The organism is uncultured Jatrophihabitans sp. (assembly GCF_964251945.1).
Classification (GTDB): domain Bacteria; phylum Actinomycetota; class Actinomycetes; order Mycobacteriales; family Jatrophihabitantaceae; genus Jatrophihabitans.
In genome coordinates, this window is sequence record NZ_CAXULP010000001.1 from 492,180 (window position 1) to 515,612 (window position 23,433).

The following is a 23,433-nucleotide window of genomic DNA, read 5'->3' on the forward strand; positions in this document are numbered from 1 at the left end:
CCGGCGAGCTGCTGGGACTCTGTCAGCGAGTCTTGCGCAGGTAGCCTTGCGGGTTCTGGGTGAGGTAGTAGCGCTCGCAGCGCGGGTCGATCTCGAAGCCGGGGTCGCCAGCCAGGAACTCCTGGGTCGCTTCCCAGGGTCCGGGGCCGTGGTCGGGCGCGGTGGGGTGCCCGTTCACGTTGGTGTCCTCGACGACGAGGTAGGAGCCGATGGTCACCAGGGGCGCGTAGGCCGCGAGTTCGGCGGCGACGTGGTCGCGGCTGTGGTCGGCGTCGAGGATGACGAGGACGTGGCCCTCGCCGGGCAGCCGTGCCCTGATCGTCGCCAGCACGTCCTCGCCGACCGAGGAGCCGGTGAGGTAGGTGAGGCGTGGATGTTCGGGGCGGTCGGGCTGGACGTCCACGTCGATCGTGATGACCTGGCCGTGCCCGAGCGTCTCGAGCCGATCGGCGAGGAACAGCGCGCTGCCGCCCCGGAACGTCCCGGTCTCGATCACCAGCGACGGCCGCAGGTCGTTGACGAGCTCCTGGTAGATCCACATGTCGGTGGGGCACTTGTACGTGCGGATCCCGCGATACCAGGTGTCCTTCCAGGTCCGCGGGGAGACGTTGTAGTAGAGGCGGTGGAACGAGTCCACGATCGCCCGGGTGACCGGCGCGGCGGGCTCGGCGGCGGGCTGGCCGCGCGGCTGATAGAGCTGCTCGAAGGCGCCGCTCACGGCGGCGGCGGTCGCGGCCGGGACGGCGGGGCCGACGCCGGACAGGTAGGCATCGACCAGGTCGGCAAGCTCGTCCCGCTGCGGACTATTCAGCCGCCCGGCCCGCAGCCCGCGGGTGAGCTCCGTCAGGATCGTGCGCCGCACGTCGTCGACGTAGTCGGGCGCGGCCGTGCCGCGCAGCCGCCGCTTCGAGAGCGTGGCGGTGCGGCGCACCGCGAGCGGGTCGACGCGCCGGGCGAGGCTGGTGCGCACGAGATCCTGGAGTGCGGTTCGACTGACCACATCCGTGAGCCTAGGTGCGACGCCCGCCTGGAGCTCACCGCGGGCGGCTGACGACGTCGAGAACAGGCCCGCGCCGCAACCGTAAACTCAAGCCCGTGCTGCGCCGCCTCGACCTGACCGGACACTCGCCCGCAGCCCGCGGGTCGTCCGCCGAGCTGCGCCGCGCGCTTCCCCGTGCCCGGGTCGACGTGCACGCCGCCTCGCAGACCGTCGCCCCCATCGTCGCCGCGGTCGCTGAGCGCGGCTATCCGGCCGTGCGCGAGGCGACGCTGCGCTTCGACGGCGTGGACGTGCCCGAGCCGCGGGTCGCGGCCAGCGCGCTCGGCGTGGCGCTCGACGCGCTCGACCCGGGCGTGCGGGCGGCGCTCGAGGAGTCGATCCGCCGCGCGCGCGTCGTGCACGAGGCGCAGCGCCGCTCGAGCGTCGACGTCCAGGTCGTCCCCGGCGGGACGGTGACGGAGCGCTGGGTGCCGGTCGCCCGCGTCGGGCTGTACGTGCCGGGGGGGATCGCGGTCTACCCCTCCAGCGTCGTGATGAACGTGGTGCCCGCCCAGGTGGCCGGCGTGGAGTCGATCGCGGTGTTCTCGCCGGCGCAGAAGGAGTTCGGCGGCCTGCCGCATCCGACGATCCTCGCCGCGTGCGCGCTGCTCGGCGTGGACGAGGTCTACGCGGTCGGCGGCGCGCAGGCCGTCGCGCTCGCGGCCTACGGCGACCCGAATTTCGGCATCGAGCCCGTTGACGTCATCACCGGCCCGGGCAACGTCTACGTCGCCGCGGCCAAGCGGCTGGTGCGCGGGATCGTCGGCATCGACGCCGAAGCCGGTCCGACCGAGATCGCCGTCCTCGCCGACGGCACTGCCGACCCGGCGCACGTCGCCGCCGACCTGATCAGCCAGGCCGAGCACGACCCGCTCGCGGCGTCCGTGCTCGTCACCGACTCCGCCGTGCTCGCCGACGCGGTCGACGCCGAGGTCGAACGCCAGGTCGCGCTGACCAAACACGTCGAGCGGGTTCGCGCCGCCCTCACCGGCGAGCAGTCGGCGATCGTGCTCACCCGCGACCTCGAGCAGGGCCTCGCGGTCGTCGACGCGTACGCCGCCGAGCACCTGGAGATCATCACCGCCGAGGCCCGGCGCGTGGCCGAGCGGGTCCGCAACGCCGGCTGCGTGTTCGTCGGCCCGCACGCGCCGGTGTCGCTGGGCGATTACTGCGCGGGCTCGAACCACGTGCTGCCCACCGGCTGCACCGCGCGGCACGCCTCCGGGCTGTCGGTGCAGACGTTCCTCAAAGGGGTGCACCTCGTCGAGTACGACGCGCAGGCGCTCGCCGACGTCGCCGATCACGTGATCGCCCTCGCCGAGGCCGAAGACCTGCCGGCGCACGGCGCGGCCGTCGCGATCCGGCTGAGCCCGACGCGTCAGACATGAGCGCTCTGGACGGGATATGAGCGCGCTCGACGAGCTCCCGCTGCGCGACGAGCTGCGCGGCGCGCACCCCTACGGCGCGCCCCAGCTCGACGTGCCGGTGGCGCTCAACACCAACGAGAACCCGTACCCGCCGAGCGAGCGCGTGGTGCGCGCCGTCGCCGTCGCGGCCGCGGACGCCGCGCGCACGCTCAATCGCTACCCCGACCGCGAGGCCGTGGCGCTGCGCGCCGACCTCGCCGGGTATCTGAGTTCGGACACCGGCGTCGAGCTCCGCCCAGAGCAGGTGTGGGCGGCGAACGGCTCGAACGAGATCATGGTGCAGCTGTTGCAGGCGTTCGGCGGCCCTGGCCGCACCGCGTTGTCGTTCGCGCCGACGTACTCGATGTATCCGGAGTACGCCCGCGACACCCACACGCGATGGGTGGTCGGCCGGCGCGCGGCGGACTTCACGCTCGACCTCCCGCACGCGCTCGCCGCCATCGAGGAGCACCAGCCGGCGGTCGTGCTGCTCGCCTCGCCGAACAACCCGACCGGCACCGCGTTGCCGCTCGAGGACATCGCCGCGCTCGCCGCCGCCGCGCCCGGCATGGTCGTGGTCGACGAGGCGTACGGCGAGTTCCGCCGCGCCGGGGTGCCGAGCGCGGCGACGTTGCTGCCGTCGTCCCCGCGGCTCGTGGTGACCCGGACGATGTCGAAGGCGTTCGCGTTCGCCGGCGGCCGGCTGGGCTACCTGGCCGCGTCGCCGGCCGTCGTGGACGCGGTGCGCATCGTCCGGCTGCCGTACCACCTGTCGGCGATCACCCAGTCCGTCGCGCGGGTCGCGCTGGCGCACGCGCCCGAGCTGCTCGCCGCGGTCGCCGAGCTGCGCGCCGAGCGGGACCGCACGGTGGACTGGTTGCGCGCAATTGGATTGCGGGCTGCCGAGTCCGACGCGAACTTCGTGCTGTTCGGCACGTTCGAGGATCGGCATGTTGTGTGGCAGGGTCTGCTCGACCGCGGTGTGCTCATCCGGGAGACTGGGCCGGAGGGCTGGCTTCGCGTGTCGATCGGCACCGCCGCCGAAATGGCCACGTTCCGCACGGCACTGGAAGAGGTACGGCGATGAGCGAGCGGCCGCGAGCGACCAGGCATGCGCCCACGGGCGGAACGGGCGGGGTGTCGAGTCGGGCCGCGCATGTTGAGCGGGCGACCGGTGAGACGAAGGTGCTCGTCGAGATCGACCTCGATGGCGCGGGCTTCACCGACATCTCGACCGGCGTCGGGTTCTTCGACCACATGTTGACCTCGTTCGGCAAGCACGCGCTGTTCAATCTGACGGTGAACGTCGAGGGCGACCTGCATGTCGACGCGCACCACACCGTCGAGGACACCGCCATCGCGCTCGGCCAGGCGTTCGCGCAGGCGGCCGGCGACAAGGCCGGCACCCGCCGCTTCGGCGACGCGGTGATCCCCATGGACGAGTGCCTGGTGCAGGCCGCGGTCGACCTGTCCGGCCGCCCGTACCTCGTGCACAACGAGCCGGCCGGCGCGCCGCCCACCATCGGCCCGCAGTACGCGACGACGCTCACCCGGCATGTCTTCGAGTCCTTCGTCTACCACGCGGCGATCGCGCTGCACGTCACCGTGCACGCCGGTCGCGACTGGCACCACGTCACCGAGGCGCAGTACAAGGCGGTCGCCCGCGCGCTGCGCTCCGCCGTCGAGCTCGACCCGCGCGTGCAGGGCGTGCCCTCCACGAAGGGCGTGCTGTAGCCGGCGTGCAGAAGGTCGTCGTGCTCGACTACGGGTCGGGCAACCTGCGCTCGGCGCAGCGCGCGCTCGAACGCGTCGGGGCCGAGGTCGACGTCACCGCCGACACCGCCGCCGCGCTCGACGCGGACGGGCTGGTGGTGCCCGGCGTCGGCGCCTTCGCGGCCTGCATGGCGGGCCTGGACGCGATCGGCGCGGGCCCCGCGATCGAGGCGCGGCTGCGCGCGATGCGCCCGGTGCTCGGCATCTGCGTCGGGATGCAGGTGCTGTTCACCGCCGGCGTCGAACACGGCGTCGAGTCGAAGGGTCTCGGGCTGCTGCCCGGCCGGGTCGAGCGGCTGGCCGCGCCGATCCTGCCGCACATGGGCTGGAACACCGTCGACGTGTCCGCGGGCAGCAAGCTGTTCGCCGGCATGGCCGCGGACACCCGGTTCTACTTCGTGCACTCGTACGCGGCGCGGCACGCGTCGGGTCTGATCTCGCGCGCGACCCACGGCGAGCCGTTCGTCGCCGCCGTCGAGGACGGTCTCGTCAGCGCCACCCAGTTCCACCCGGAGAAATCCGGCGACGCCGGCGCGCAACTGCTCGAGAATTGGCTGGCGACGCTGTGACAATCTGGGCGCCATGACGACGGCGGCGCGGTGACGCTGATCTTGCTGCCCGCGGTCGACGTCGCGGACGGGGCCGCGGTGCGTTTGGTGCAGGGCGCGGCCGGCACCGAGACTTCCTACGGCGACCCGCTCGCCGCGGCGCTCGCCTGGCAGCGCGACGGCGCGGAGTGGATTCACCTGGTCGACCTCGACGCCGCGTTCGGCCGGGGCGAGAACCGCGACCTGCTCGGCACAGTGGTGAGCCGCCTCGACGTCGCGGTCGAGCTGTCCGGCGGCATCCGCGACGACGCCTCCCTCGAGGCCGCGTTGGCGACCGGCGCGGCGCGGGTGAACCTCGGCACGGCGGCGCTCGAGTCGCCGGACTGGGTGCGCAGCGCGATCGCGCGGCACGGCGACAAGATCGCCGTCGGGCTGGACGTGCGCGGCACGACGCTGGCCGCCCGCGGCTGGACCCAGGACGGCGGCGATCTCTGGGCCACGCTCGCCCGGCTCGACGCCGACGGCTGCGCCCGCTACGTCGTCACCGACGTGCGCCGCGACGGCACGCTGACCGGGCCGAACCTGCAGCTGCTGCGCGAGGTCTGCGCGGTCACCGACGCGCCGGTGGTCGCCAGCGGGGGAGTCTCCTCACTCGACGATCTACGCGCGATCGCGACCCTCACCGAAGTCGGCGTCGAGGGCGCGATCGTCGGCAAGGCGCTCTACGCCGGGGCGTTCACGCTGCCCGAAGCGCTCGCGGCCGTGGCAGAGTGACATGGTGTTGGCGACCGGGCTGGCCGTCCGGGTGATCCCGTGCCTGGACGTGGACGCCGGGCGCGTCGTCAAGGGCGTCAACTTCGCCGGGCTGCGCGACGCGGGCGACCCGGTCGAGCTGGCGCGCCGCTACGACGAGCAGGGCGCCGACGAGCTGACCTTCCTCGACATCACCGCCTCCTCGGCCGGCCGGGCCACCACCTACGACGTCGTCCGCCGGACCGCCGAGCAGGTGTTCATCCCGCTCACCGTCGGGGGCGGCGTCCGGTCGGTCGAGGACGTGGACGCGCTGCTGCGCGCCGGGGCGGACAAGGTCGGCGTGAACACCGCCGCGATCGCGCGTCCGGAGCTGATCGCCGAGATCGCCCGGCGCTTCGGCAACCAGGTGCTCGTGCTGTCCGCCGACGTCCGCCGGGCGCCGGCGGCCGGGCGGGCGCCCGCGGCCGGGCGACCCACCGCGAGCGGGTTCGAGGTGACGACGCACGGCGGCCGGCAGGGCACCGGCATCGACGCCATCGAGTGGCTCGGCCGGGCCGCGGAGCTCGGCGCCGGTGAGATCCTGCTGAACTCGATGGACGCCGACGGCACGAAGAACGGCTTCGACCTCGAGCTGCTGCGGCTGGCGCGCGCGGCGGTGTCCGTGCCGGTGATCGCGAGCGGTGGCGCCGGCGCGGCCGAGCACTTTCCGCCCGCGGTGGCCGCCGGCGCGGACGCGGTGCTGGCCGCCAGCGTGTTCCACTTCGGCGAGCTGACGGTCGGCGCGGTGAAGGACAGCTTGCGGGCGGCGGGCGTGGTCGTCCGCTGAGCCCAGGCGCGTCCTGAGCTGCTCCGCGAGCAGCCGGGGCATAATTCGTACGCGCCGCTTCCGGCGCGCGAGGAGGGCGACGCTGTGCGAGACGACGACGACTACGACTCAGGCCCCGCGCCGGGAGTGGTGGTCGCGGCGGTGGCACTGGGCACGGTGCCCGTCCCGTTCGTCGCGATCTACGCGGTCATGTTCCTCGTCCACGGCTCGGTGCACCCGGTCGTCCCGCCGGACATCACCGACAGCAAGAACGGCGAGTTCATCGCCGGGATCATCGCTGCGGTGATCTTCGCCGTCGAGCTGGTCGCCCTGCTGTGGGCGATGAGCGGCCGGCGCCGTTGGCTGTTCGCGGTCGTCCAGCTCGCCATGCTGGCCGCGTCGCTCGACTTCGCCATCGACGCGACGAAGGGCGGCCGGACGATCTCGATCGTGGTCTTCCTGGTCTGCGTCGCCGCGCTGGTGTGCGTGTTCTGGCCGCAGGCATGGCCGTACTACCGCACTGCCTGGCCGTTCGGGCCGGATCGGCCGGCCACGCCCGGTCTGACGGCGCTGCGCCGCAAGCGCAGCCCGGGCTCGGCGGGCATGCCGGCCGGGTCCGCCGCGGTCTCTGACGCGACGCCGACTACTGCGCCGGCCACCCCGCCCCGCTCCTGACCTGCCTACCCTGTGCACAGGAAACACCCACAGCAAGCACAGCCACTCCCCTCAGGATGAGCACAGCAATATCCAAGCCGAGCGTGGGAGACAAACGGATGAGCGCAGCGACCGTGAGCACCTCGACCAGCACCAAGCGACGTGTCCTCGTCGTTGACGACGAGGACAACGTCACGCACCTCGTGTCCTCCGCCCTGCGCTTCGACGGCTTCGACACCGTCACCGCCGACAACGGCAGCACCGCGCTCGCCAAGGTCGCCGAACTCGACCCCGACCTCATCGTGCTCGACGTCATGATGCCGGGGATCGACGGACTCGGCGTGCTGCAGAACCTGCGCGCCGCGGGCTCCCAGGTGCCGGTCATCTTCCTCACCGCGCGCGACGCCGCCAGCGACCGGATCGTCGGCCTGCGCGCCGGCGCCGACGACTACGTCGTCAAACCGTTCAGCATCGAGGAGCTGCTCGCCCGGGTGCACGCGGTGCTGCGCCGGTCGGCGCCGGACAGCGGCCGCGATGGCGTGCTCACCGTCGCCGACCTCGAGCTGGACGAGAACAGCCACGAGGTCGCCCGGGCCGGCGTCGAGGTGCACCTGACCGCCACCGAGTTCGAGCTGCTGCGCTATCTGATGCGCAACGAGCGGGTGGTGCTGTCGAAGACGCAGATCCTCGACCGGGTGTGGAAGTACGACTTCCAGGGCCAGTCGAACATCGTCGAGCTCTACATCGGCTACCTGCGCAAGAAGGTCGACAACGTCGAGCCCAAGCTGATTCACACCATCCGCGGCGCCGGCTACGTCATCAAGGCGCCGCGCGCGTGAGCGACCCGCACCTGACCTCGTCGCCGTGAGCGGCGTCGAGTTCCTGCCGCAGGAGGCGCCGCCGCCATCGCCGCCGGCGTACGACGGCGCGCCCCCTGAATCGGCCGTCGTGGCGGTCGGGTCCGTCGGGTCCGGGCCATCGCCCGGCGCCCAGGCCGCCCCGCCGCAGGCGGCCGCGCGCCGCCGACGGTTCTGGCCGAGCAGCCTGACCGCGCGCCTCGTCTCGGGCGTAGTCATCCTGGTGCTCTTCCTGGTCTGCGCGATCGGGTCGATCACCTATGTGGCGCTGCGGTCGTCGTTGGACGACCGGCTCAACCAGCAGGTGATCAGCACGGCCGGGCGCAACGCCGCCTACTTCGAACACTGCCAAGGGTCCTCGACCTCGACCGAGGTCACCTGTCCGACGCCGACCGGCCCGTCGCAGTCGCTGCCCGAGTGGGTCGCGCTGCTCAACGCGGACGGCTCCGTGGCCGCGAGCATCCAGTCCGGGCCGCTCAACGCGCTCACGCTCTCCCGCGCGCAACGAGCCGAACTCGTGGCGCATCCCAATCGGGTCATCGCGGTCAGCCAAGGCGCCTACGACCTGCGCGTGACAGCGAGCGCCCCGCGTCAGTTCGGTCCCCAGCTGGTCATCGTCACCGGCCTGTCGACCGAGGAGCGGGACGACACGCTGGGCAACTTGCTCACCGTGGAGCTGGTCATCGGCCTGGGCGCGATCGTCCTCGCGTTCGCGTCGACCTACCTCGGCGTGCGGCACAGCCTGCGCAATCTGTATCGCGTGACCGGCACGGCGCAGGAGGTCGCAGCGGAGCTGTCGCCGACCGGCACCGGCCTGGACAGACGGGTGCCGGTGGCCGACGAGGGCTCCGAAGTCGGCCAGCTCGCCGAGTCGTTCAACACGATGCTCGCGGCCGTCGAGACCCAGTTCGCGGCGCGGTTGGCGAGTGAGCAGCGGATGCGGCAGTTCCTCGCCGACGCCTCGCACGAGCTGCGCACGCCGTTGACCTCGATCCGCGGGTTCGCCGAGCTCGCCCGGATGCAGCGGGTGGCGGGCGGCGGCGAGGCGAACGACGACAACCTCGACCGGATCGAGTCCGAAGGCACTCGGATGTCGCGCCTGGTCGACGACCTGCTCCTGCTCGCCCGCGGAGAGACCGACGGGGCACGGCCCGTCGACCCCGAGCTGATAGATCTCGGGCCGTTGCTCGACGACGTCGTCACCGGCACCCGCGCGGCGTTCCCCGGGCGGCTGATCACCGCGGAGGAGATCGGTCCGGTGCCGGCGGTGCTCGGCGATCGGGACCAGCTGGTCCGGGTCGTGCGCAACCTCGTGACCAACGCCGCGGTGCACACCGCGCCGGAGCGCCCGATCGCCGTCCGCACGTTCGCCGACGCCGGCGGGGTCGTCGTCGCGGTGCGCGACGGCGGCCCGGGCCTGCCGCCCGAACAGGCGGCGCACGTCTTCGAGCGGTTCTGGCGAGCCGACAAGGCGCGCACTCGATCGCGCGGCGGCAGCGGGCTGGGCATGTCGATCGTCGCGGCGATCGTGCGCGCGCATGGCGGCACGGTCCGCTTCGACAGCTCGGTCGAGGGCGGCAGCACGGCGGTCGTCTGGCTTCCGCCGGCCACTGATTAGGACGCGTTCGGCACAATCGCTGCCATGACCTCGCGCGCGCCGTCGGACCTCGCGCCGGAGATCGCCGACCGGCTCAGGCGCGACGCAGCCGGCCTGGTGGCCGCCGTCGTGCAGCAACACGACTCGGGCGAGGTGCTGATGGTCGGCTGGATGGACGACGAGGCGCTGTATCGCACGCTCACCACCGGCCGCGCCACCTACTGGTCGCGCTCGCGGCAGCAGTACTGGGTGAAGGGCGAGACGTCTGGGCACACGCAGCGCGTGAAGTCGGTCAGCTTGGACTGTGACGGCGACGCGGTGCTGGTGAAGGTCGATCAGCTCGGCCCGGCATGCCACACCGGCGAGCACAGCTGCTTCGACGCGGGCGGGCTGTTGACGTGAGCGAATCGCTGACCGCGGCCGAGCTCGCCGAGCTGGCCGCGACGCACCGGCTCGTGCCCGTCACCCGCACGCTGTTCGCCGACGCCGAGACCCCGGTCGGCGTCTACCGCAAGCTGGCCGCCGGCCGGCCCGGCACCTTTCTGCTCGAGTCGGCCGAGCCCGGTCGTTCGTTCTCGCGCTGGTCGTTCGTGGGCGTCCGCGCAGTCGCCGCGCTGTCGGCGAGCGACGGGCAGGCTTCATGGACGGGCGTGGTGCCGGCCGGGCTGCCGACGCACGGCGATCCGCTGGAGGTGCTCGGCGCCGCGTGGCGCGCGCTCACCGGACCGCGGTTGGCCGGCCTGCCGCCGCTCACCGGCGGGTTCGTCGGCTACCTCGGATATGACGTGGTGCGCCGCATCGAGCGGCTGCCGGAGAAGGCCGTCGACGACCTGGGGCTGCCCGAGCTCACGATGCTGCTCGTCACCGATCTCGCCGCCGTCGACCACCACGAGTGCACGGTCGTGCTGATCGCGAACGCGCTGCTGCACCCGGACATGGGCGCCGAGCAGATCGCCGCCGCGCACGCCGACGCGGTCGCCCGGCTCGACGCGATGCAGGCCGACCTCGCCACCGCCGCCCCGCCGACCGTCGCGACGTTGTCCGCGGTCGCGCCCAAGCCGGCGGCGTCGCGATGCGGGCCGGGGGAGTACGAGCGGATCGTCGAGCTGTCGATCGAGGCGATCCGCGCTGGCGAGGTGTTCCAGATCGTGCCGGGCCAGCGCTTCGCGGTGTCCACCGCGGCCGACCCGCTGGACGTGTACCGGGTGCTGCGCACGCTCAACCCGTCCCCGTACATGTACTACCTGCATCTCGACGACGTCGACATCGTCGGCAGCAGCCCGGAGGCGCTGGTCACCGTGCACGGGCGGGAGGCGACGATCCACCCCATCGCCGGGACCCGCCGGCGCGGCGAGACGCCCGAGCGCGACGCCGAACTGGTGCAGGAGCTCGTCAACGACCCCAAGGAGCGCGCGGAGCACGTCATGCTCGTCGATCTCGCCCGCAACGACCTGGGCCGGGTTTGCGCGCCCGGCTCGGTGCAGGTCGTCGAGTTCGGCGCGGTCGAGCGCTACAGCAACGTGTCGCACATTGTCTCGACGGTGACCGGCGAGGTCCGCGCCGATCTCGACGCCTTCGACGTGTTCAAATCCGCCTTCCCGCACGGCACGGTCACCGGCGCGCCGAAGGTGCGCGCGATGGAGTTGATCGACGAGTTCGAGCCGGTCCGTCGCGGCATCTACTCCGGCGCGCTGGGCTACTTCGGCCCGGCCGGCGACATCGACATGGCGATCTGCTTCCGCACCGCGATCATGACCGGCGGCACGGCCTACGTCCAGGCCGGCGCGGGCGTGGTGGCCGACAGCGTGCCCGCCCTCGAGGACCTGGAGACCCGTAACAAGGCGCGCGCCGTGCTGCAGGCGATCGCCACCGCCGAGACGCTGCGCACGCTGTCGTGAAGCGATGCTTGTCGTGAGGCGATGCTTGTCGTGAGGCGATGCGGCGGTGTGGCGATGAAGTCGTGAGGCGGTGGGGCGAGGCCGCCGTGGCGCTGCTGGTCAATGTGCTCGGCGCAGCGGGCGCGCTGCTGATCGCGTCCCGCACGTGGCAGACGATCATCACGCCACGGCCGACGCCGCTGCCGGACGTCGCCACCTCGGTGTCCGGCCGCACTGTCGACGCCGCGCCGACCGCGCTCGCGCTCGTCGCGCTCGCCGGCGTCGTCGCGGTGCTGGCGACCAAGGGCGTCGCGCGGCGGGCGGTGGGCGCCGTGCTCCTGCTGGCGGGCGCCGCGTTGGTCTGGCGGGCGCTGTCGGCGGCCGCCGCGGTCAGCGCCTCGCGCGCCGCCGCGATCGTGCGCGCCCAGCACGCGAGCGTCACCGGGAGCGGCGCGGCGCCGCGGGTGGCGACGAGCGCGGCGTGGCCGGCGTTGACCGTCGTGTGCGGCGTCCTCGTCGCGATCGCCGGCGCGCTGGTCGCGTGGCGGGGCGCGGCATGGCAGGCGATGTCCGCGCGCTACGAGCGGCCGGCCGACCCGCAGCGCGACACGTCGAGGGCGTCGACCGCCCTGTGGTCCGCCCTCGACCGCGGCGAGGACCCGACCGGCTGACCTGACGATTCCGACCCGGGTGCCTGCGCGGGTGTCGCGCTCGTTACCCTTTGTTCGGGCACGACATCGACGGGAGGCCGATCCGGTGGCGAGCGTGCTGGACGAGATCGTCGCGGGTGTCCGAGCGGACGTCGCGACCCGTCAGTCGGCCGTGCCGCTCGACACCGTGCGGGAGCAGGCGGCCCTCGCCGCGCCGGCCCAGGACGGCCTGGCCGCTCTTCGTGCGCCGGGGGTCGGGGTGATCGCCGAGGTGAAGCGCCGAAGCCCGTCGAAAGGCGCTCTGGCCGAGATCGGCGACCCGGCCGCGCTGGCCGCGCAGTACGAGGGCGGCGGCGCTCGGATGATCAGCGTGCTCACCGAGCAGCGGCGCTTCGGCGGCTCGCTCGACGATCTTGACGCCGTCCGCGCCCGGGTGCGCATTCCGGTGCTGCGCAAGGACTTCGTCCTCGGCAGCTACCAGGTGCACGAGGCGCGCGCGCACGGCGCGGACGTCGTGCTGCTCATCGTGGCCGCCCTCGCGCAGAACGCGTTGATCGGGCTGCGCGAGCGCATCGAATCCCTCGGCATGACCGCGCTCATCGAGGTCCACACCGAGGACGAGGCGTCCCGCGCGCTCGACGCCGGCGCCCGGGTGATCGGCGTCAACGCCCGCAACCTGCGCACGCTCGAGGTCGACCGGTTCACCTTCGAGCGCATCGCGCCCGGGCTGCCCACCGACGTCGTCAAGATCGCCGAGTCCGGCGTGCGCGGCCCGCTCGACCTGATCGAGTACGCGTCGGCCGGCGCCGACGCGGTGCTGGTGGGCGAGACGTTGGTGACGGGCGCGAACCCGCGCCAGGCGGTCGCGGACCTCGTCACGGCCGGCGCCCATCCCGCCACGCCGCGCGCCTCGCGCTGACAGCGGCTCTGGCCCTGTCGGCGACCATTCAAGCCGCCCTATTGCCCGGAGGGGTTGGGGTTCGGCCGCGATTTGCTCTGCTCACTGTGACGAAGCGCGGCGCGCCGCGAAGTGCAAGGGGTGGGGGTCGGCCCGCGATTTGCTCTGCTCACTCTGACGAAGCGCGACGCGACGCTGTGCGATGCGCAGGCTGTTCTCACTGCGGCGCTTACTGTCAATGAGCAGAGCAAATCGCCCGCGCACCCACGTCCCTGAATGGCGCGACGCAACGTCCTGTGGACAGCCGAGCCGGTCGTCCACAGGAGTAGTGAATTTCCTAAGCCGCCGCGCCGAATGTGCGAGCGTCACCCGCATGGAAGAAACCAGCGGCGCGGGCGACGCCGGCCAAGCGGGTGACACCGAGCCAGCGGGCGAGCGCGATCAGACCAGCGAGACCGGCTCCACCGATAAGCAGGAGACGATGCTCGGCCGATTCCCGCTGTCCGGCCTCGTGCGCCGCGTCCGTCGAACTGCCGACCTCAGCCAGCGCGAGCTCGCACGCCATGCCAAGGTCAGCGCCGCCACGGTTGCGCACATCGAGAAGGGCGCGATGAGCCCGTCCCTCGACGTGCTCCAGCGGATCTTGCACGCCGCCAACTTCGAGATCGTCGTGGTCGATCCGAGCGGCCGGCTGGTGATCCCGCTTGAGGTGTGGCGCGACATCGGCGATCTCGCCGGTCGACGGTTCCCGGCTCATCTGGACACGATTCTGGATCCGAAGTACGGCGAATGGTGGGCCGACGTCTACGGCTTGACCAGTCCACCTGAGACGTTCCGGCGCGACCGCGCGTACCGCGACCATCTGCGCCTTCTGAGCCGGTGGGAGGTGCGGGTCGCCCGATACCGCCACGCGCCGAAACCGACCTGGCCGCGTGGGCGGAAACCGGACTGGGAGGACCAGCGAGGCCTGCCCGGTTGAGCGGGCCGGTATTGTCACGGGCATGCAGACGGAGCGCGGCGTCGAGGGGCGATGGCACGGCTGACCGCCGTGCGCCGCCCGTTCCCCTCCCGCCAGGAGCTCGCATGTCCAGCACCAGCACGTCTCTGCCCGCAACTGCGCCCGACGCCACCGGACACTTCGGCGCCTACGGCGGCAGGTTCGTCCCCGAGGCCCTTGTCGCGGCGATCGACGAGCTCACCGCCGCCTTTCACGAGACGCAGGCAGATCCGGCGTTCCGCGCCGAGCTGACCCGCCTGCAACGCGACTACACCGGCCGTCCGTCGCCGCTGACCGACGTGCCGAAATTCGCCGAGCACGCCGGCGGCGCCCGCATCCTGCTCAAGCGCGAGGATCTCAACCACACCGGCTCGCACAAGATCAACAATGTGTTGGGCCAGGCGCTGCTCACCCAGCGCATCGGCAAGAAACGGGTCATCGCCGAGACGGGCGCCGGCCAGCACGGCGTCGCCACCGCCACCGCGGCGGCGCTGCTCGGGCTCGACTGCGTCGTCTACATGGGCGAGGAGGACACCCGTCGGCAGGCGCTCAACGTGGCCCGCATGCGCCTGCTCGGCGCCGAGGTCGTGCCCGTCAGCACCGGCTCGCGCACCCTGAAGGACGCGATCAACGAGGCGATGCGCGACTGGGTGACCAACGTCGACACCACCAACTATGTGTTCGGCACCGTCGCCGGCCCGCACCCGTTTCCGCTGATGGTCCGCGAGTACCAGCGGGTGATCGGCGACGAGGCGCGCGCCCAGGTGCTCGAGCGTTGCGGCCGGCTGCCGGACGTCGTGGCGGCGTGCGTCGGCGGCGGGTCGAACGCGATCGGCATCTTCACCGCGTTCGTGCCGGACCAGGGCGTCCGGCTGGTCGGCTTCGAGGCCGGCGGCGACGGCGTCGAGACCGGCCGGCACGCCGCGTCGATCACCGGCGGCGCGCCTGGCGTGCTGCACGGCGCGCGGTCCTATCTGCTGCAGGACGACAACGGGCAGACCGTCGAGTCCCACTCGATCTCCGCCGGGCTCGACTACCCCGGAGTCGGCCCAGAACACGCCTACCTGCATGACATCGGCCGCGCCGAATACCGGCCGATCACCGACGCGCAGGCGATGGAGGCGTTCTCGCTGCTGTGCCGCAGCGAGGGCATCATCCCGGCGATCGAGTCGGCGCACGCGCTCGCCGGCGCAATGCGGCTCGGCAGCGAGCTCGGCCCGGACGCGATCATCCTGGTCAACCTGTCCGGCCGGGGCGACAAGGACGTCGAGACGGCGTCGCGCTGGTTCGGCCTCGCGCCGGCCGAGCCGCAGGCGCAGGGGGCCCAACCAGGCGCGCCGGAAGGCGTCGAGCCGTGAGCACACCCCGCGAGAACGCTGCGCACCGAACGCCCCACGTTCTCGGCAGCACCCCATGACCGCCCTGTCCGACGCGCTGGCCAAGGCGAAGGCCGACGGCCGCGCCGCGCTCATCGGCTACCTGCCGGTCGGCTATCCCTCGGTGGACGTGTCGATCGACGCGATGCGCGCGCTCGTCGACAACGGCGTGGACGTCGTCGAGGTCGGCGTGCCCTACAGCGACCCGGTGATGGACGGCCCGACGATCCAGCAGGCGACCGAGCAGGCGGTGCGGGCCGGCGTCGGCGTGGGCGACGCCCTGCGCGCCGTGGCCGCGGTGGCCGCGGCCGGCGCGGCCGCCGTCACGATGGGGTACTGGAATCAGGTCGAGCGCTACGGCGTCGACCGGTACGCCGCCGATCTCGCCGCCGCCGGCGGGTCCGGCGCGATCACTCCCGACCTGATCCCGGACGAGGCGGCGCCCTGGCTCGCCGCCACCGACGCGGCCGGCCTGGACCGGATCTTCCTCGTCGCGCCGAGCTCGACCGACGCGCGGATCGTGTCGACCGTCGCGGCGTCGCGCGGCTTCGTGTACGCGAGCGCGGTCATGGGCGTCACGGGCGCCCGGGACAGCGTGAGCGGCGCGGCGGCGACGCTCGTCGGGCGGGTTCGCGCGCTCGCGCCCGACCTGCCGGTCTGCGTCGGGCTCGGCGTCTCGACCGGCGCGCAGGCCGCGGAGATCGCGGCGTTCGCCGACGGCGTCATCGTCGGGTCTGCCCTCGTCCGTCGGCTGCTCGACTCACCCGACGCCGGGGGAGTGGCCGCCCTGGGCGTGCTGGCCGGCGAGCTCGCGGCCGGCGTGCGGGGCGCGAGCTAGGGGACGATCAGCAGCTTGCCGGTGGAGCGCCGGCTCTCCAGCTCGGCGTAGGCGCGCCCCACGTCGTCGAGCGCGTAGCGACCGCCGACCGACACCCGCAACGATCCGTCCGCCACCCCGCCGAGCACGTCGCCGGCCCGCCAGAGCAGCTCGTCGCGGTCGGCGATGTAGTCCCCGAGGGCGGGGCGGGTGACGTACAGCGACCCGCTGTTGAGCCGCTGCAGGTCGAACGGGGGCACCGGCCCGCTCGCCATGCCATAGAGGGCGAGCGTCCCCCGCGGGCGCAGCGCCGCGAGCGACGCCTCGAACGTCGCCTGCCCGATGCCGTCGTAGACGACGTCCACCCCGCCCGGGGCGAGTTCCCGGACTGCCGCCGCGAGATCGTCGACCTCGTCCTGGACGAGCACGTCGACCGCTCCGGCGTGGTGCGCCGGCTGCGCCTTCCCCGCCGCGCCCACGACGCCGATCACCCGGGCGCCGCGCGCGACGGCGAGCTGGCTGAGCAGCTGCCCGACACCGCCGGCCGCCGCGTGCACGAGCGCGACGTGCCCCGGCTGCAGCGGGAACGTCGACGCCGCCAGGTAGTGCGCGGTCATGCCCTGCAGGATCGCCGCGGCCGCGAGCTCGGCGCTCACACCGGCGGGCACCGGCACCACGGCGTCCGCGGCGAGCACCGCGTACTGCGCGTGCGTGCCGGAGGCCGACCGAGCCGTCACGACGAGGTCGCCGAGCGCGACGTCACCGACGCCGGCGCCCACCTCGACGACGCGTCCCGCGCACTCCGTGCCGAGCGTGAACGGCGGCTGGCCAGGACGGCGGCCCTCGCGGCGATACACGTCGGCGAAGTTCACGCCGGACGCGAGGACCTCGAGCAGCACTTCGCCCGGACCTGGACGCGGCCGCGGCACGTCGCGCACCTCGACCACCTCGGGCCCGCCGAACCGGGTGACCACCGCCGCGCGCATGTTGTCTGCCATCGGGCAAATCTAGGGCTCCAGCTACCGTGATCGCGTGCAGGTGCTCGCCTCGATCCCCAGCCCGACGCGCAGCGTCTGGCATCTCGGACCGTTGCCGATCCGCGCCTACGCGCTGTGCATCGTGCTCGGCATCCTCGTCGCCGTCTGGCTGACCACCCGCCGCTTCGCGGCGCGCGGCGGAAACCCCGACCACGTGTGGGACGTCGGCGGCTGGGCGATCGTGCTCGGCATCATCGGCGGCCGGCTATACCACGTCGTCACCGACCCGGAGCTCTATTTCGAAAAGGGCCGCCATCCCCTTGACGCCTTCAAGATCTGGGACGGCGGACTCGGCGTCTGGGGGGCCATCGCGCTCGGCGGCGTCGGCGCGTGGATCGGCTGCCGACGGCGGGGGATCAAGCTCGCCGTGTTCGCCGACGCTGCGATCCCGGGCGTCGTCTTCGCGCAGGGCATCGGCCGGTGGGGCAATTGGTTCAACAACGAGCTGTACGGCGGCCCAACCTCGTTGCCGTGGGGTCTGCAGATCCACTGCTTGAACATCGACGTCGGCCATGCGCAGGCCGGTGGGCAGGCGTCCGGCGGCGAGATGTGCCGCGCCGGCGCCACGACGCTCGCGCACCTGTACCAGCCCACATTCCTGTACGAGTCGTTGTGGGACGTCGCGCTCGGCGTCGCGCTGATCCTGCTCGACCGACGGCTGCGGCTCGGCCGCGGCAACGTGCTGGCGCTCTACGCGATGGGCTACACCGCCGGCCGGTCCTGGATCGAGGCGTTGCGCATCGACCACGCCAACCAGTTCCTCGGGGTCCGGCTCAACGACTGGACCTGCCTGGTCGTCTTCCTGCTCGCGCTCGCCTGGTTCCTGACCCACGGCGGCTTCCGCGCTCAGCGCGAGAGATCCGCGTACCGCGCCGAGGACGGCGCCGCTGACGCCGCCGACGCCGCGCCGCCGACCGAGCAGGTGAGCACCGATGGCTGAGGCAACTGAGGCGCTCGGCGGCGAGATCCACCACGAGCATCGCGACGTCAGTGGCGGCTGGCTGCGGCCCACCGTCTTCGGGATGATGGACGGCCTCGTCTCGAACTTCGCGCTCATCGCCGGTGTGGCAGGGGCGTCGGCGTCCGCGTCGAGCGTCTCGCTGGCCGGGCTCGCCGGCCTGGTCGGCGGCGCGTTCTCGATGGCCACCGGCGAGTACGTCTCCGTGCAGAGCCAGAACGAGTCGGCGCAATCCGAACTGGACGTCGAACGCCACGAGCTGGAGCACAACGCGGCGGCCGAGCAGCGCGAACTCGCGCAGACCTACGTCGCCCGCGGCGTCGACCCGCGGCTGGCCGACGAGGTGGCGCGTCAGCTGTCGCGCGACCCGGACCAGGCGCTGCGCATCCACGCCCAGGAGGAGCTCGGCATCGACCCGCATCTGCTGCCGAGCCCGTGGGTGGCGGCGGGGTCGTCCCTGTTGTCCTTCAGCGTCGGGGCGTTCCTGCCCCTGCTGCCGTACTTGCTCGGCGCGACGTCGCTGTGGGTGTCCGGCGTGCTCGCGGTCGCCATGCTGTTCTCCTCCGGCGCGATCACCTCGAGGTTCACCAGCCGCGACTGGCTCTATTCGGGGCTGCGGCAGCTGCTGCTGGGCGCGCTGGCGGCGGCGGTGACCTACGGCGTCGGGTCGCTGTTCCACGCCACGACCGGCTGACCCCCGTCATCTTGAGAAAGTTGTCCGCGCTTCGGCGGGCTATTCGCCGCGGAAGCGAGGACAAGTCGCGGGGGAGACAATCGCCGGGGCGACTCGCCGAAGGCTCGTGCCAGAATCCTGACTGATGTCGGCGCCCAGCGCTAACGTGCCGCTGACCTTCCGTCCGATCACAGGGGGCCGACCATGCGTCGTTGGGCCGAGTTCGTGCTGCGCCATCGCAAGCTGATCGTCGCGATCTGGGGCCTGGTGGTGGTCGGCGGCATCGCCTGCGCCGGCACCGTCAGCAATCGCCTGACTGTCGACTTCTCGCTGCCCGGCCAGCCCGGCAGCGACGCCGCGCACCGCATCAAGGAGCTCGTCGGCAATGGCGGGGACACCAGCCCGTTCATCGTCACCGTGACGCTGCCGGCCGGCCGCACGGTGGCCGACGACCCGCAGGCGGTGGCCGGCACATTCGCCGCCATCACCAAGGCCCAGCCGGGCCTGCGGGCCGTGTCCGAGAGCAACACCGGCGACAAGGCATTCCGCACGAAGGACGGCCGGACGGCTTACGCCCTCGTGTTCTACCGGTCGCTTTCGAACCCGAGCGCCAAGCTCCCGACGTCCGCCATCGAGCGCGCCGCGAATGCCGCCAAGCCGGCCGGCTCGACGGTCGGCGTCACCGGCGAGGACGCGCTCGCGACCGGCGGCGACGACAGCGGCCCGGGCGTGCTCGGCGAGACGCTGCTGGGCGCGGTGGGCGCGTTGGCCGTGCTCGCCTTCGTCTTCGGCTCGTTCCTGGCGTTCCTGCCGCTGATCGTGGCCGCCGCGTCGATCCTGGCGACGTTCATTCTGCTGCTGCCGATTACTTACCTGACCGACGTCTCGTTCATCGTGCAGTTCCTGGTCGCGCTCGTCGGCCTCGGCGTCGCCATCGACTACTCGCTGCTGTTCGTCACCCGATGGCGCGAGGAACGCGACCACGGCAGGGAGAACCACGACGCCGTCGTGGTGGCCATGGAGACCGCCGGGCACGCGGTGTTGTTCAGCGGGGTCACCGTGGCCATCGGCCTGCTCGCGCTGATCGTGCTGCCGGTGCCGTTCATGCGCAGCATGGGCTACGGCGGGGCGCTCATCCCGCTGGCCAGCGTGCTGTCGACGCTGACGTTGACGCCGGCGATCCTCGGGGGCATCGGCCCGCGCGTCGACTGGCCGCGGATCCGGCGGGAGAGCCGGGCCAGCAAGGCGTGGAGCGGCTGGGCGCGGGCCGTCGTGCGCCGGCGCTGGATCTCCGCGGTGGCCGCGCTCGCGGTGCTGGGCGTGCTCGTCGGGGTGCTGTTCGGGATCAAGATCGGGCTCGCGTCGTCCGACTCGCTGGCCAAGAGCGGGCCGGCCTACCAGGCGCTGCAGACGCTGAAGAGCGGCGGCGTGTCCACCGGCGTGCTGACGCCGGTCGAGGTGCTGGTGGACACCGACCAGGCGGGCGCCGTCGCGGCCGACCTGCGCAAGGTCGAGGGCGTGCGCACCGCCGTCGCCCCGACCGGCGCCACCAGCAATCGCGGCGGCCGGTCCGTCGTCGTCGTGCTGCCGACGCAGGAGACCGTCAACTCCAAGAGCGTCGACGTGGTGCGCCGGATCACCGCCGAGGTGAAGGGCAACGACGCGGTGCACGGCGTGAGCGGCGTCGGCGCTGCGCAGATCGACTTCCTGAACGCGGTGTACGGCAATTTCCCGCTGATGCTGCTGGTGATCGCGGTGTTGACGTTCCTGCTGCTCGTGCGAGCGTTCCGGTCGCTGTTGCTGCCGATCAAGGCGATCCTGTTGAACCTGTTGTCGCTCGGGGCGACGCTCGGCGTCATGGTGCTGTTCTGGCAGGACGGCCACGGGTCGGAAGCCATCTTCGGCATCCACGCGACCGGGGCGGTGACGTTCTGGATCCCGCTGATGGTGTTCGCGTTCCTGTTCGGGCTCTCGATGGACTACGAGGTGTTCATCCTGTCCCGGGTGCGTGAGGAGTACGACGGCTCGATGTCCACCGACGAGGCGGTCATCGAGGGCGTCGGGCGCACCGGCCGGCTGGTCACCTGCGCGGCGCTGATCCTGTTCCTCGCCTTCGCCGCGCTGGCCTCCGGGCCGGGCACCGACTTGAAGACGCTCGCCACCGGGCTGGGCGTCGGCATCCTGCTGGACGCGACGATCGTCCGATCGCTGTTGGTGCCGTCGCTGGTGTCGCTGTTCGGCCGGTGGAACTGGTACCTGCCGGACGTGCTGGCGAAGGTGCTGCGGGTGCAGCCCTCGCGGGCGCGCGTGGAACCGAAGCGGAGCTCTGCCGTCGCCGAACCGGTGTGACGGCGCCATACCCGCACTGCGCTGTTGACCGACCGACCGGTCGGTCCCTAGGGTCGGCCACGTGACGGCAACGCTGCCCGGAGTGGACCTCGACGTCCTGTCCCGTTGGCTCGACGAGGTCCGGCCGGGTTTGCGGCAGGGCGGGCTGGCCGGCGAGGTGATCGCCGGCGGGAAGTCGAATCTCACCTACCGCGTCACCGACGGGGCGAGCACCTGGGCGCTGCGCCGGCCGCCGCTCGCGCACGTGCTGCCGACCGCGCACGACATGGTCCGCGAGTTCCGGGTCATCAGCGCGCTTGCCGGCACCGCGGTGCCGGTGGCCGAGCCGGTCGCGCTCTGCGCCGACCCCGCGGTGCTCGGCGCGCCGTTCTACTTAATGGGGTTCGTCGACGGCGTCGTGCTGGACAAACGCGCGCTGCTCGCCGAGCTGCCGGCGCAGGACGCGACCCGCTGCTGCGAGCTGCTGGTCGACACGCTGGTGGCGCTGCACGAGACCGATCCCGCGGCGGTCGGGCTGGCCGACTTCGGCCGGCCCGAGGGCTTCCTCGCCCGGCAGGTGCGCCGCTGGCGCCAGCAGTGGGACGCCTCGCAGACCCGGCCGTTGGCCGAGCTGGCGCAGACCGTCGAGCGGCTCGAGGCGCAGCTGCCGACCCAATCGGCGCCCGGCGTCGTGCACGGCGACTACCGGCTCACGAACGTCATGTTCACGCCTGCGGTGGACCGGATCGCCGCGGTCGTCGACTGGGAGATGGCCACCCTCGGCGACCCGCTCACTGATCTCGGCCTGCTCGTCGTCTATCAAGATCTGGCGCAGCAGGGCGACATGATCATGCCGCGGATGAGCCCGGAGAACGGCTTCCTGACCGCGCGGCAGATGGTCGCGCTCTATGCCGAGCGCTCGCCGCGCGACCTCGCGGCGCTCGAGTGGTACATCGGCTTCGGCTACTTCAAGCTGGCCGTCGTCGCCGAGGGCATCCACCACCGCTTTCTCGCCGGCAAGACCGTCGGCGAGGGCTTCGCCCATTTCGGCGCCGGAGTGCCTGCCCTGTTGCAGGCGGCGCTGCGCTCGCTGGCCACGCAGGCCTGATCCCGGTTCGACCCTCGAGGAGACAAGCATGGACTTCGCGCACAGCGAGCGGTCGCAGGCGCTGCAGAAGCAGGTCGCGGCCTTTCTCGACGAGCACGTCTACCCGGCCGAGCACGCCTTTGAGGAGCAGGCCGCGGCCAATCGGGCGGCCGGCACGCCGTTCCGCACGCCCGCGATCCTCGCCGACCTCAAGGCCGAGGCGCGGCGGCAGGGGCTGTGGAACCTGTTCCTGCCGCGCTCCTCGAACGCCACCGGGAACGGCGGCGCCGGACTGTCGGTCGTCGACTACGCGCCGCTCGCGGAGCTGTCCGGCCGCTCGCTCGCGATCGCGCCGGAGGCGATGAACTGCGCAGCGCCGGACACCGGCAACATGGAGCTGCTGGACATGTTCGCGACCGACGAGCAGCGCGCGCAGTGGCTGGGCCCGCTGCTCGAGGGCGAGATCCGCTCGTGCTTCTCGATGACCGAGCCGGACGTCGCGTCCTCGGACGCCGCGAACATCGCCACCACGATCACCCTCGACGGCGACAGTTTCGTCGTCGACGGCCGCAAGTGGTGGTCGACGGGGGCGATGCGGCCCGAGTGCAAGATCGCGATCGTCATGGGCGTCAGCGACCCGGACGGCGCAAAGTACGCGCGGCACTCGATGATCCTCGTCCCGCTCGACACGCCGGGTGTGACCCTCGAGCGCTCGACGACGGTGTACGGCTACGACGACGGGCCGCATGGCGGGCACGGGGTCATCCACTACGACCAGGTCCGGGTGCCGCGGGAGAACCTGCTCGGCCCGCGGGGCGGCGGCTTCATGATGGCGCAGGCGCGCCTCGGCCCCGGCCGCATCCACCACTGCATGCGCTCCCTCGGCGTGGCCGAGCGGGCGCTCGAGCTGATGGTGCAGCGCGCCGCGTCCCGCTCCACCTTCGGCTCGCCGATCGCCTCGCACGGCGTCGTGCAGCAGTGGATCGCCGAGTCCCGGCTGGCGCTCGACCAGGCGCGGCTGCTCGTGCTCAACGCGGCGTGGCTGATCGACACCGTCGGCGCGAAGAACGCCCGCAGCGAGATCGCCGGCATCAAGGTCGCCGCCCCGCGTGCCGCGTCGTGGGTCCTTGACCGGGCGGTGCAGGTGTTCGGCGCGGCCGGCGTCTCCTCCGACACCCCGCTCGCCGAGGCCTGGGCGCAGCTGCGCACGCTGCACCTGGCCGACGGCCCGGACGAGGTGCACCTGCGCACGATGGCCCGCCAGGAGCTGCACAAGCACGTGCCGCGATGAGCGACGCTTGCG

Annotated in this window: 23 protein-coding genes; 21 read left to right on the plus strand and 2 right to left on the minus strand. The window is 72.6% G+C overall.

Annotated elements, in window-relative coordinates; genetic code table 11:
- Positions 1–22: 22 nt before the first annotated feature.
- Complete coding sequence (locus ACFFBG_RS02220) at positions 23–1,000, minus strand: CmcI family methyltransferase (protein ID WP_375475161.1); 978 nt, start codon at positions 998–1,000, stop codon at positions 23–25.
- Positions 1,001–1,095: 95 nt separating this feature from the next.
- On the opposite strand from ACFFBG_RS02220, the gene hisD reads away from it, so the two are divergent.
- The 16 genes from hisD (at position 1,096) to trpA (ending at position 16,068) form a co-directional block, all read left to right on the plus strand.
- Positions 1,096–2,427: a histidinol dehydrogenase gene (gene hisD, locus ACFFBG_RS02225; protein ID WP_375475164.1), complete on the plus strand. Its 1,332-nt coding sequence runs from the start codon at positions 1,096–1,098 to the stop codon at positions 2,425–2,427.
- 16 nt (positions 2,428–2,443) lie between these two features.
- Positions 2,444–3,532, plus strand: a complete 1,089-nt coding sequence (locus tag ACFFBG_RS02230; protein ID WP_375475166.1) for a histidinol-phosphate transaminase — start codon at positions 2,444–2,446, stop codon at positions 3,530–3,532.
- Positions 3,529–4,179 (plus strand): imidazoleglycerol-phosphate dehydratase HisB, encoded by a 651-nt coding sequence (hisB, locus tag ACFFBG_RS02235; RefSeq protein WP_375475168.1) that lies wholly within the window; start codon positions 3,529–3,531, stop codon positions 4,177–4,179. The genes ACFFBG_RS02230 and hisB overlap by 4 nt, the downstream gene beginning before the upstream one ends.
- Positions 4,180–4,184: 5 nt before the next feature.
- A complete protein-coding gene (hisH, locus tag ACFFBG_RS02240; RefSeq protein WP_375475170.1) occupies positions 4,185–4,787 on the plus strand; it encodes an imidazole glycerol phosphate synthase subunit HisH in 603 nt (200 codons plus the stop codon).
- 30 nt (positions 4,788–4,817) lie between these two features.
- Positions 4,818–5,540: a bifunctional 1-(5-phosphoribosyl)-5-((5-phosphoribosylamino)methylideneamino)imidazole-4-carboxamide isomerase/phosphoribosylanthranilate isomerase PriA gene (gene priA, locus ACFFBG_RS02245; RefSeq protein WP_375475172.1), complete on the plus strand. Its 723-nt coding sequence runs from the start codon at positions 4,818–4,820 to the stop codon at positions 5,538–5,540.
- Position 5,541: 1 nt separating this feature from the next.
- A complete protein-coding gene (hisF, locus tag ACFFBG_RS02250) occupies positions 5,542–6,345 on the plus strand; it encodes an imidazole glycerol phosphate synthase subunit HisF (RefSeq protein ID WP_375475174.1) in 804 nt (267 codons plus the stop codon).
- Positions 6,346–6,429: 84 nt separating this feature from the next.
- A complete protein-coding gene (locus ACFFBG_RS02255) occupies positions 6,430–6,999 on the plus strand; it encodes a hypothetical protein (protein ID WP_375475176.1) in 570 nt (189 codons plus the stop codon).
- A gap of 98 nt (positions 7,000–7,097) precedes the next feature.
- Positions 7,098–7,817 carry a response regulator transcription factor gene (locus ACFFBG_RS02260; protein WP_375475178.1) on the plus strand — a complete coding sequence of 240 codons (720 nt, stop codon included), beginning with the start codon at positions 7,098–7,100 and terminating at the stop codon, positions 7,815–7,817.
- Between the two features lie 25 nt (positions 7,818–7,842).
- Positions 7,843–9,453 carry a sensor histidine kinase gene (locus ACFFBG_RS02265; protein ID WP_375475180.1) on the plus strand — a complete coding sequence of 537 codons (1,611 nt, stop codon included), beginning with the start codon at positions 7,843–7,845 and terminating at the stop codon, positions 9,451–9,453.
- A gap of 24 nt (positions 9,454–9,477) precedes the next feature.
- On the plus strand, positions 9,478–9,834 hold the full coding sequence (gene hisI / locus ACFFBG_RS02270; protein WP_375475182.1) for a phosphoribosyl-AMP cyclohydrolase: 357 nt from the start codon (positions 9,478–9,480) through the stop codon (positions 9,832–9,834).
- Positions 9,831–11,330 carry an anthranilate synthase component I gene (locus ACFFBG_RS02275; protein ID WP_375475184.1) on the plus strand — a complete coding sequence of 500 codons (1,500 nt, stop codon included), beginning with the start codon at positions 9,831–9,833 and terminating at the stop codon, positions 11,328–11,330. Before hisI ends, ACFFBG_RS02275 begins: the two co-directional genes overlap by 4 nt.
- A gap of 62 nt (positions 11,331–11,392) precedes the next feature.
- Positions 11,393–11,980, plus strand: coding sequence for a Trp biosynthesis-associated membrane protein (locus ACFFBG_RS02280; RefSeq protein ID WP_375475186.1), 588 nt, complete (start codon positions 11,393–11,395; stop codon positions 11,978–11,980).
- 85 nt (positions 11,981–12,065) lie between these two features.
- Positions 12,066–12,878 (plus strand): indole-3-glycerol phosphate synthase TrpC, encoded by an 813-nt coding sequence (trpC, locus tag ACFFBG_RS02285; protein ID WP_375475188.1) that lies wholly within the window; start codon positions 12,066–12,068, stop codon positions 12,876–12,878.
- A 352-nt stretch (positions 12,879–13,230) separates the two neighbouring features.
- Positions 13,231–13,836: a helix-turn-helix domain-containing protein gene (locus ACFFBG_RS02290; protein ID WP_375475190.1), complete on the plus strand. Its 606-nt coding sequence runs from the start codon at positions 13,231–13,233 to the stop codon at positions 13,834–13,836.
- Positions 13,837–13,940: 104 nt separating this feature from the next.
- Positions 13,941–15,212, plus strand: coding sequence for a tryptophan synthase subunit beta (trpB, locus tag ACFFBG_RS02295; protein WP_375475192.1), 1,272 nt, complete (start codon positions 13,941–13,943; stop codon positions 15,210–15,212).
- A 55-nt stretch (positions 15,213–15,267) separates the two neighbouring features.
- The gene (gene trpA / locus ACFFBG_RS02300; RefSeq protein WP_375475194.1) at positions 15,268–16,068 is read left to right on the plus strand and encodes a tryptophan synthase subunit alpha; all 801 of its coding nucleotides are present in this window, start codon (positions 15,268–15,270) and stop codon (positions 16,066–16,068) included.
- Here trpA and ACFFBG_RS02305 read toward each other — a convergent pair.
- Complete coding sequence (locus ACFFBG_RS02305) at positions 16,065–17,045, minus strand: quinone oxidoreductase (RefSeq protein WP_375475196.1); 981 nt, start codon at positions 17,043–17,045, stop codon at positions 16,065–16,067. The two genes, trpA and ACFFBG_RS02305, sit on opposite strands and share 4 nt — an antisense overlap.
- A gap of 34 nt (positions 17,046–17,079) precedes the next feature.
- Here ACFFBG_RS02305 and lgt point away from each other — a divergent pair, with 34 nt between their 5' ends.
- From lgt to ACFFBG_RS02330, 5 genes are all read left to right on the plus strand, one after another.
- Positions 17,080–18,024 (plus strand): prolipoprotein diacylglyceryl transferase, encoded by a 945-nt coding sequence (gene lgt, locus ACFFBG_RS02310; protein WP_375475198.1) that lies wholly within the window; start codon positions 17,080–17,082, stop codon positions 18,022–18,024.
- Positions 18,017–18,736 carry a VIT1/CCC1 transporter family protein gene (locus tag ACFFBG_RS02315; protein WP_375475200.1) on the plus strand — a complete coding sequence of 240 codons (720 nt, stop codon included), beginning with the start codon at positions 18,017–18,019 and terminating at the stop codon, positions 18,734–18,736. The genes lgt and ACFFBG_RS02315 overlap by 8 nt, the downstream gene beginning before the upstream one ends.
- A gap of 183 nt (positions 18,737–18,919) precedes the next feature.
- A complete protein-coding gene (locus ACFFBG_RS02320) occupies positions 18,920–21,064 on the plus strand; it encodes an MMPL family transporter (RefSeq protein ID WP_375475202.1) in 2,145 nt (714 codons plus the stop codon).
- A 61-nt stretch (positions 21,065–21,125) separates the two neighbouring features.
- Positions 21,126–22,151 (plus strand): phosphotransferase family protein, encoded by a 1,026-nt coding sequence (locus ACFFBG_RS02325; protein WP_375475204.1) that lies wholly within the window; start codon positions 21,126–21,128, stop codon positions 22,149–22,151.
- Positions 22,152–22,179: 28 nt separating this feature from the next.
- Complete coding sequence (locus ACFFBG_RS02330; protein ID WP_375475206.1) at positions 22,180–23,421, plus strand: acyl-CoA dehydrogenase family protein; 1,242 nt, start codon at positions 22,180–22,182, stop codon at positions 23,419–23,421.
- Positions 23,422–23,433 lie beyond the last annotated feature (12 nt).

Coding starts and splice junctions, on each gene's coding strand:
- trpB (WP_375475192.1), top strand. CDS start 13,941: ATGTCCAGCACCAGCACGTCTCTGCCCGCAACTGCGCCCGACGCCACC.
- hisB (WP_375475168.1), top strand. CDS start 3,529: ATGAGCGAGCGGCCGCGAGCGACCAGGCATGCGCCCACGGGCGGAACG.
- hisI (WP_375475182.1), top strand. CDS start 9,478: ATGACCTCGCGCGCGCCGTCGGACCTCGCGCCGGAGATCGCCGACCGG.
- hisF (WP_375475174.1), top strand. CDS start 5,542: ATGGTGTTGGCGACCGGGCTGGCCGTCCGGGTGATCCCGTGCCTGGAC.
- ACFFBG_RS02305 (WP_375475196.1), bottom strand. CDS start 17,045: ATGGCAGACAACATGCGCGCGGCGGTGGTCACCCGGTTCGGCGGGCCC.
- ACFFBG_RS02290 (WP_375475190.1), top strand. CDS start 13,231: ATGGAAGAAACCAGCGGCGCGGGCGACGCCGGCCAAGCGGGTGACACC.
- ACFFBG_RS02230 (WP_375475166.1), top strand. CDS start 2,444: ATGAGCGCGCTCGACGAGCTCCCGCTGCGCGACGAGCTGCGCGGCGCG.
- ACFFBG_RS02320 (WP_375475202.1), top strand. CDS start 18,920: ATGCGTCGTTGGGCCGAGTTCGTGCTGCGCCATCGCAAGCTGATCGTC.
- ACFFBG_RS02260 (WP_375475178.1), top strand. CDS start 7,098: ATGAGCGCAGCGACCGTGAGCACCTCGACCAGCACCAAGCGACGTGTC.
- ACFFBG_RS02315 (WP_375475200.1), top strand. CDS start 18,017: ATGGCTGAGGCAACTGAGGCGCTCGGCGGCGAGATCCACCACGAGCAT.
- ACFFBG_RS02330 (WP_375475206.1), top strand. CDS start 22,180: ATGGACTTCGCGCACAGCGAGCGGTCGCAGGCGCTGCAGAAGCAGGTC.
- trpA (WP_375475194.1), top strand. CDS start 15,268: ATGACCGCCCTGTCCGACGCGCTGGCCAAGGCGAAGGCCGACGGCCGC.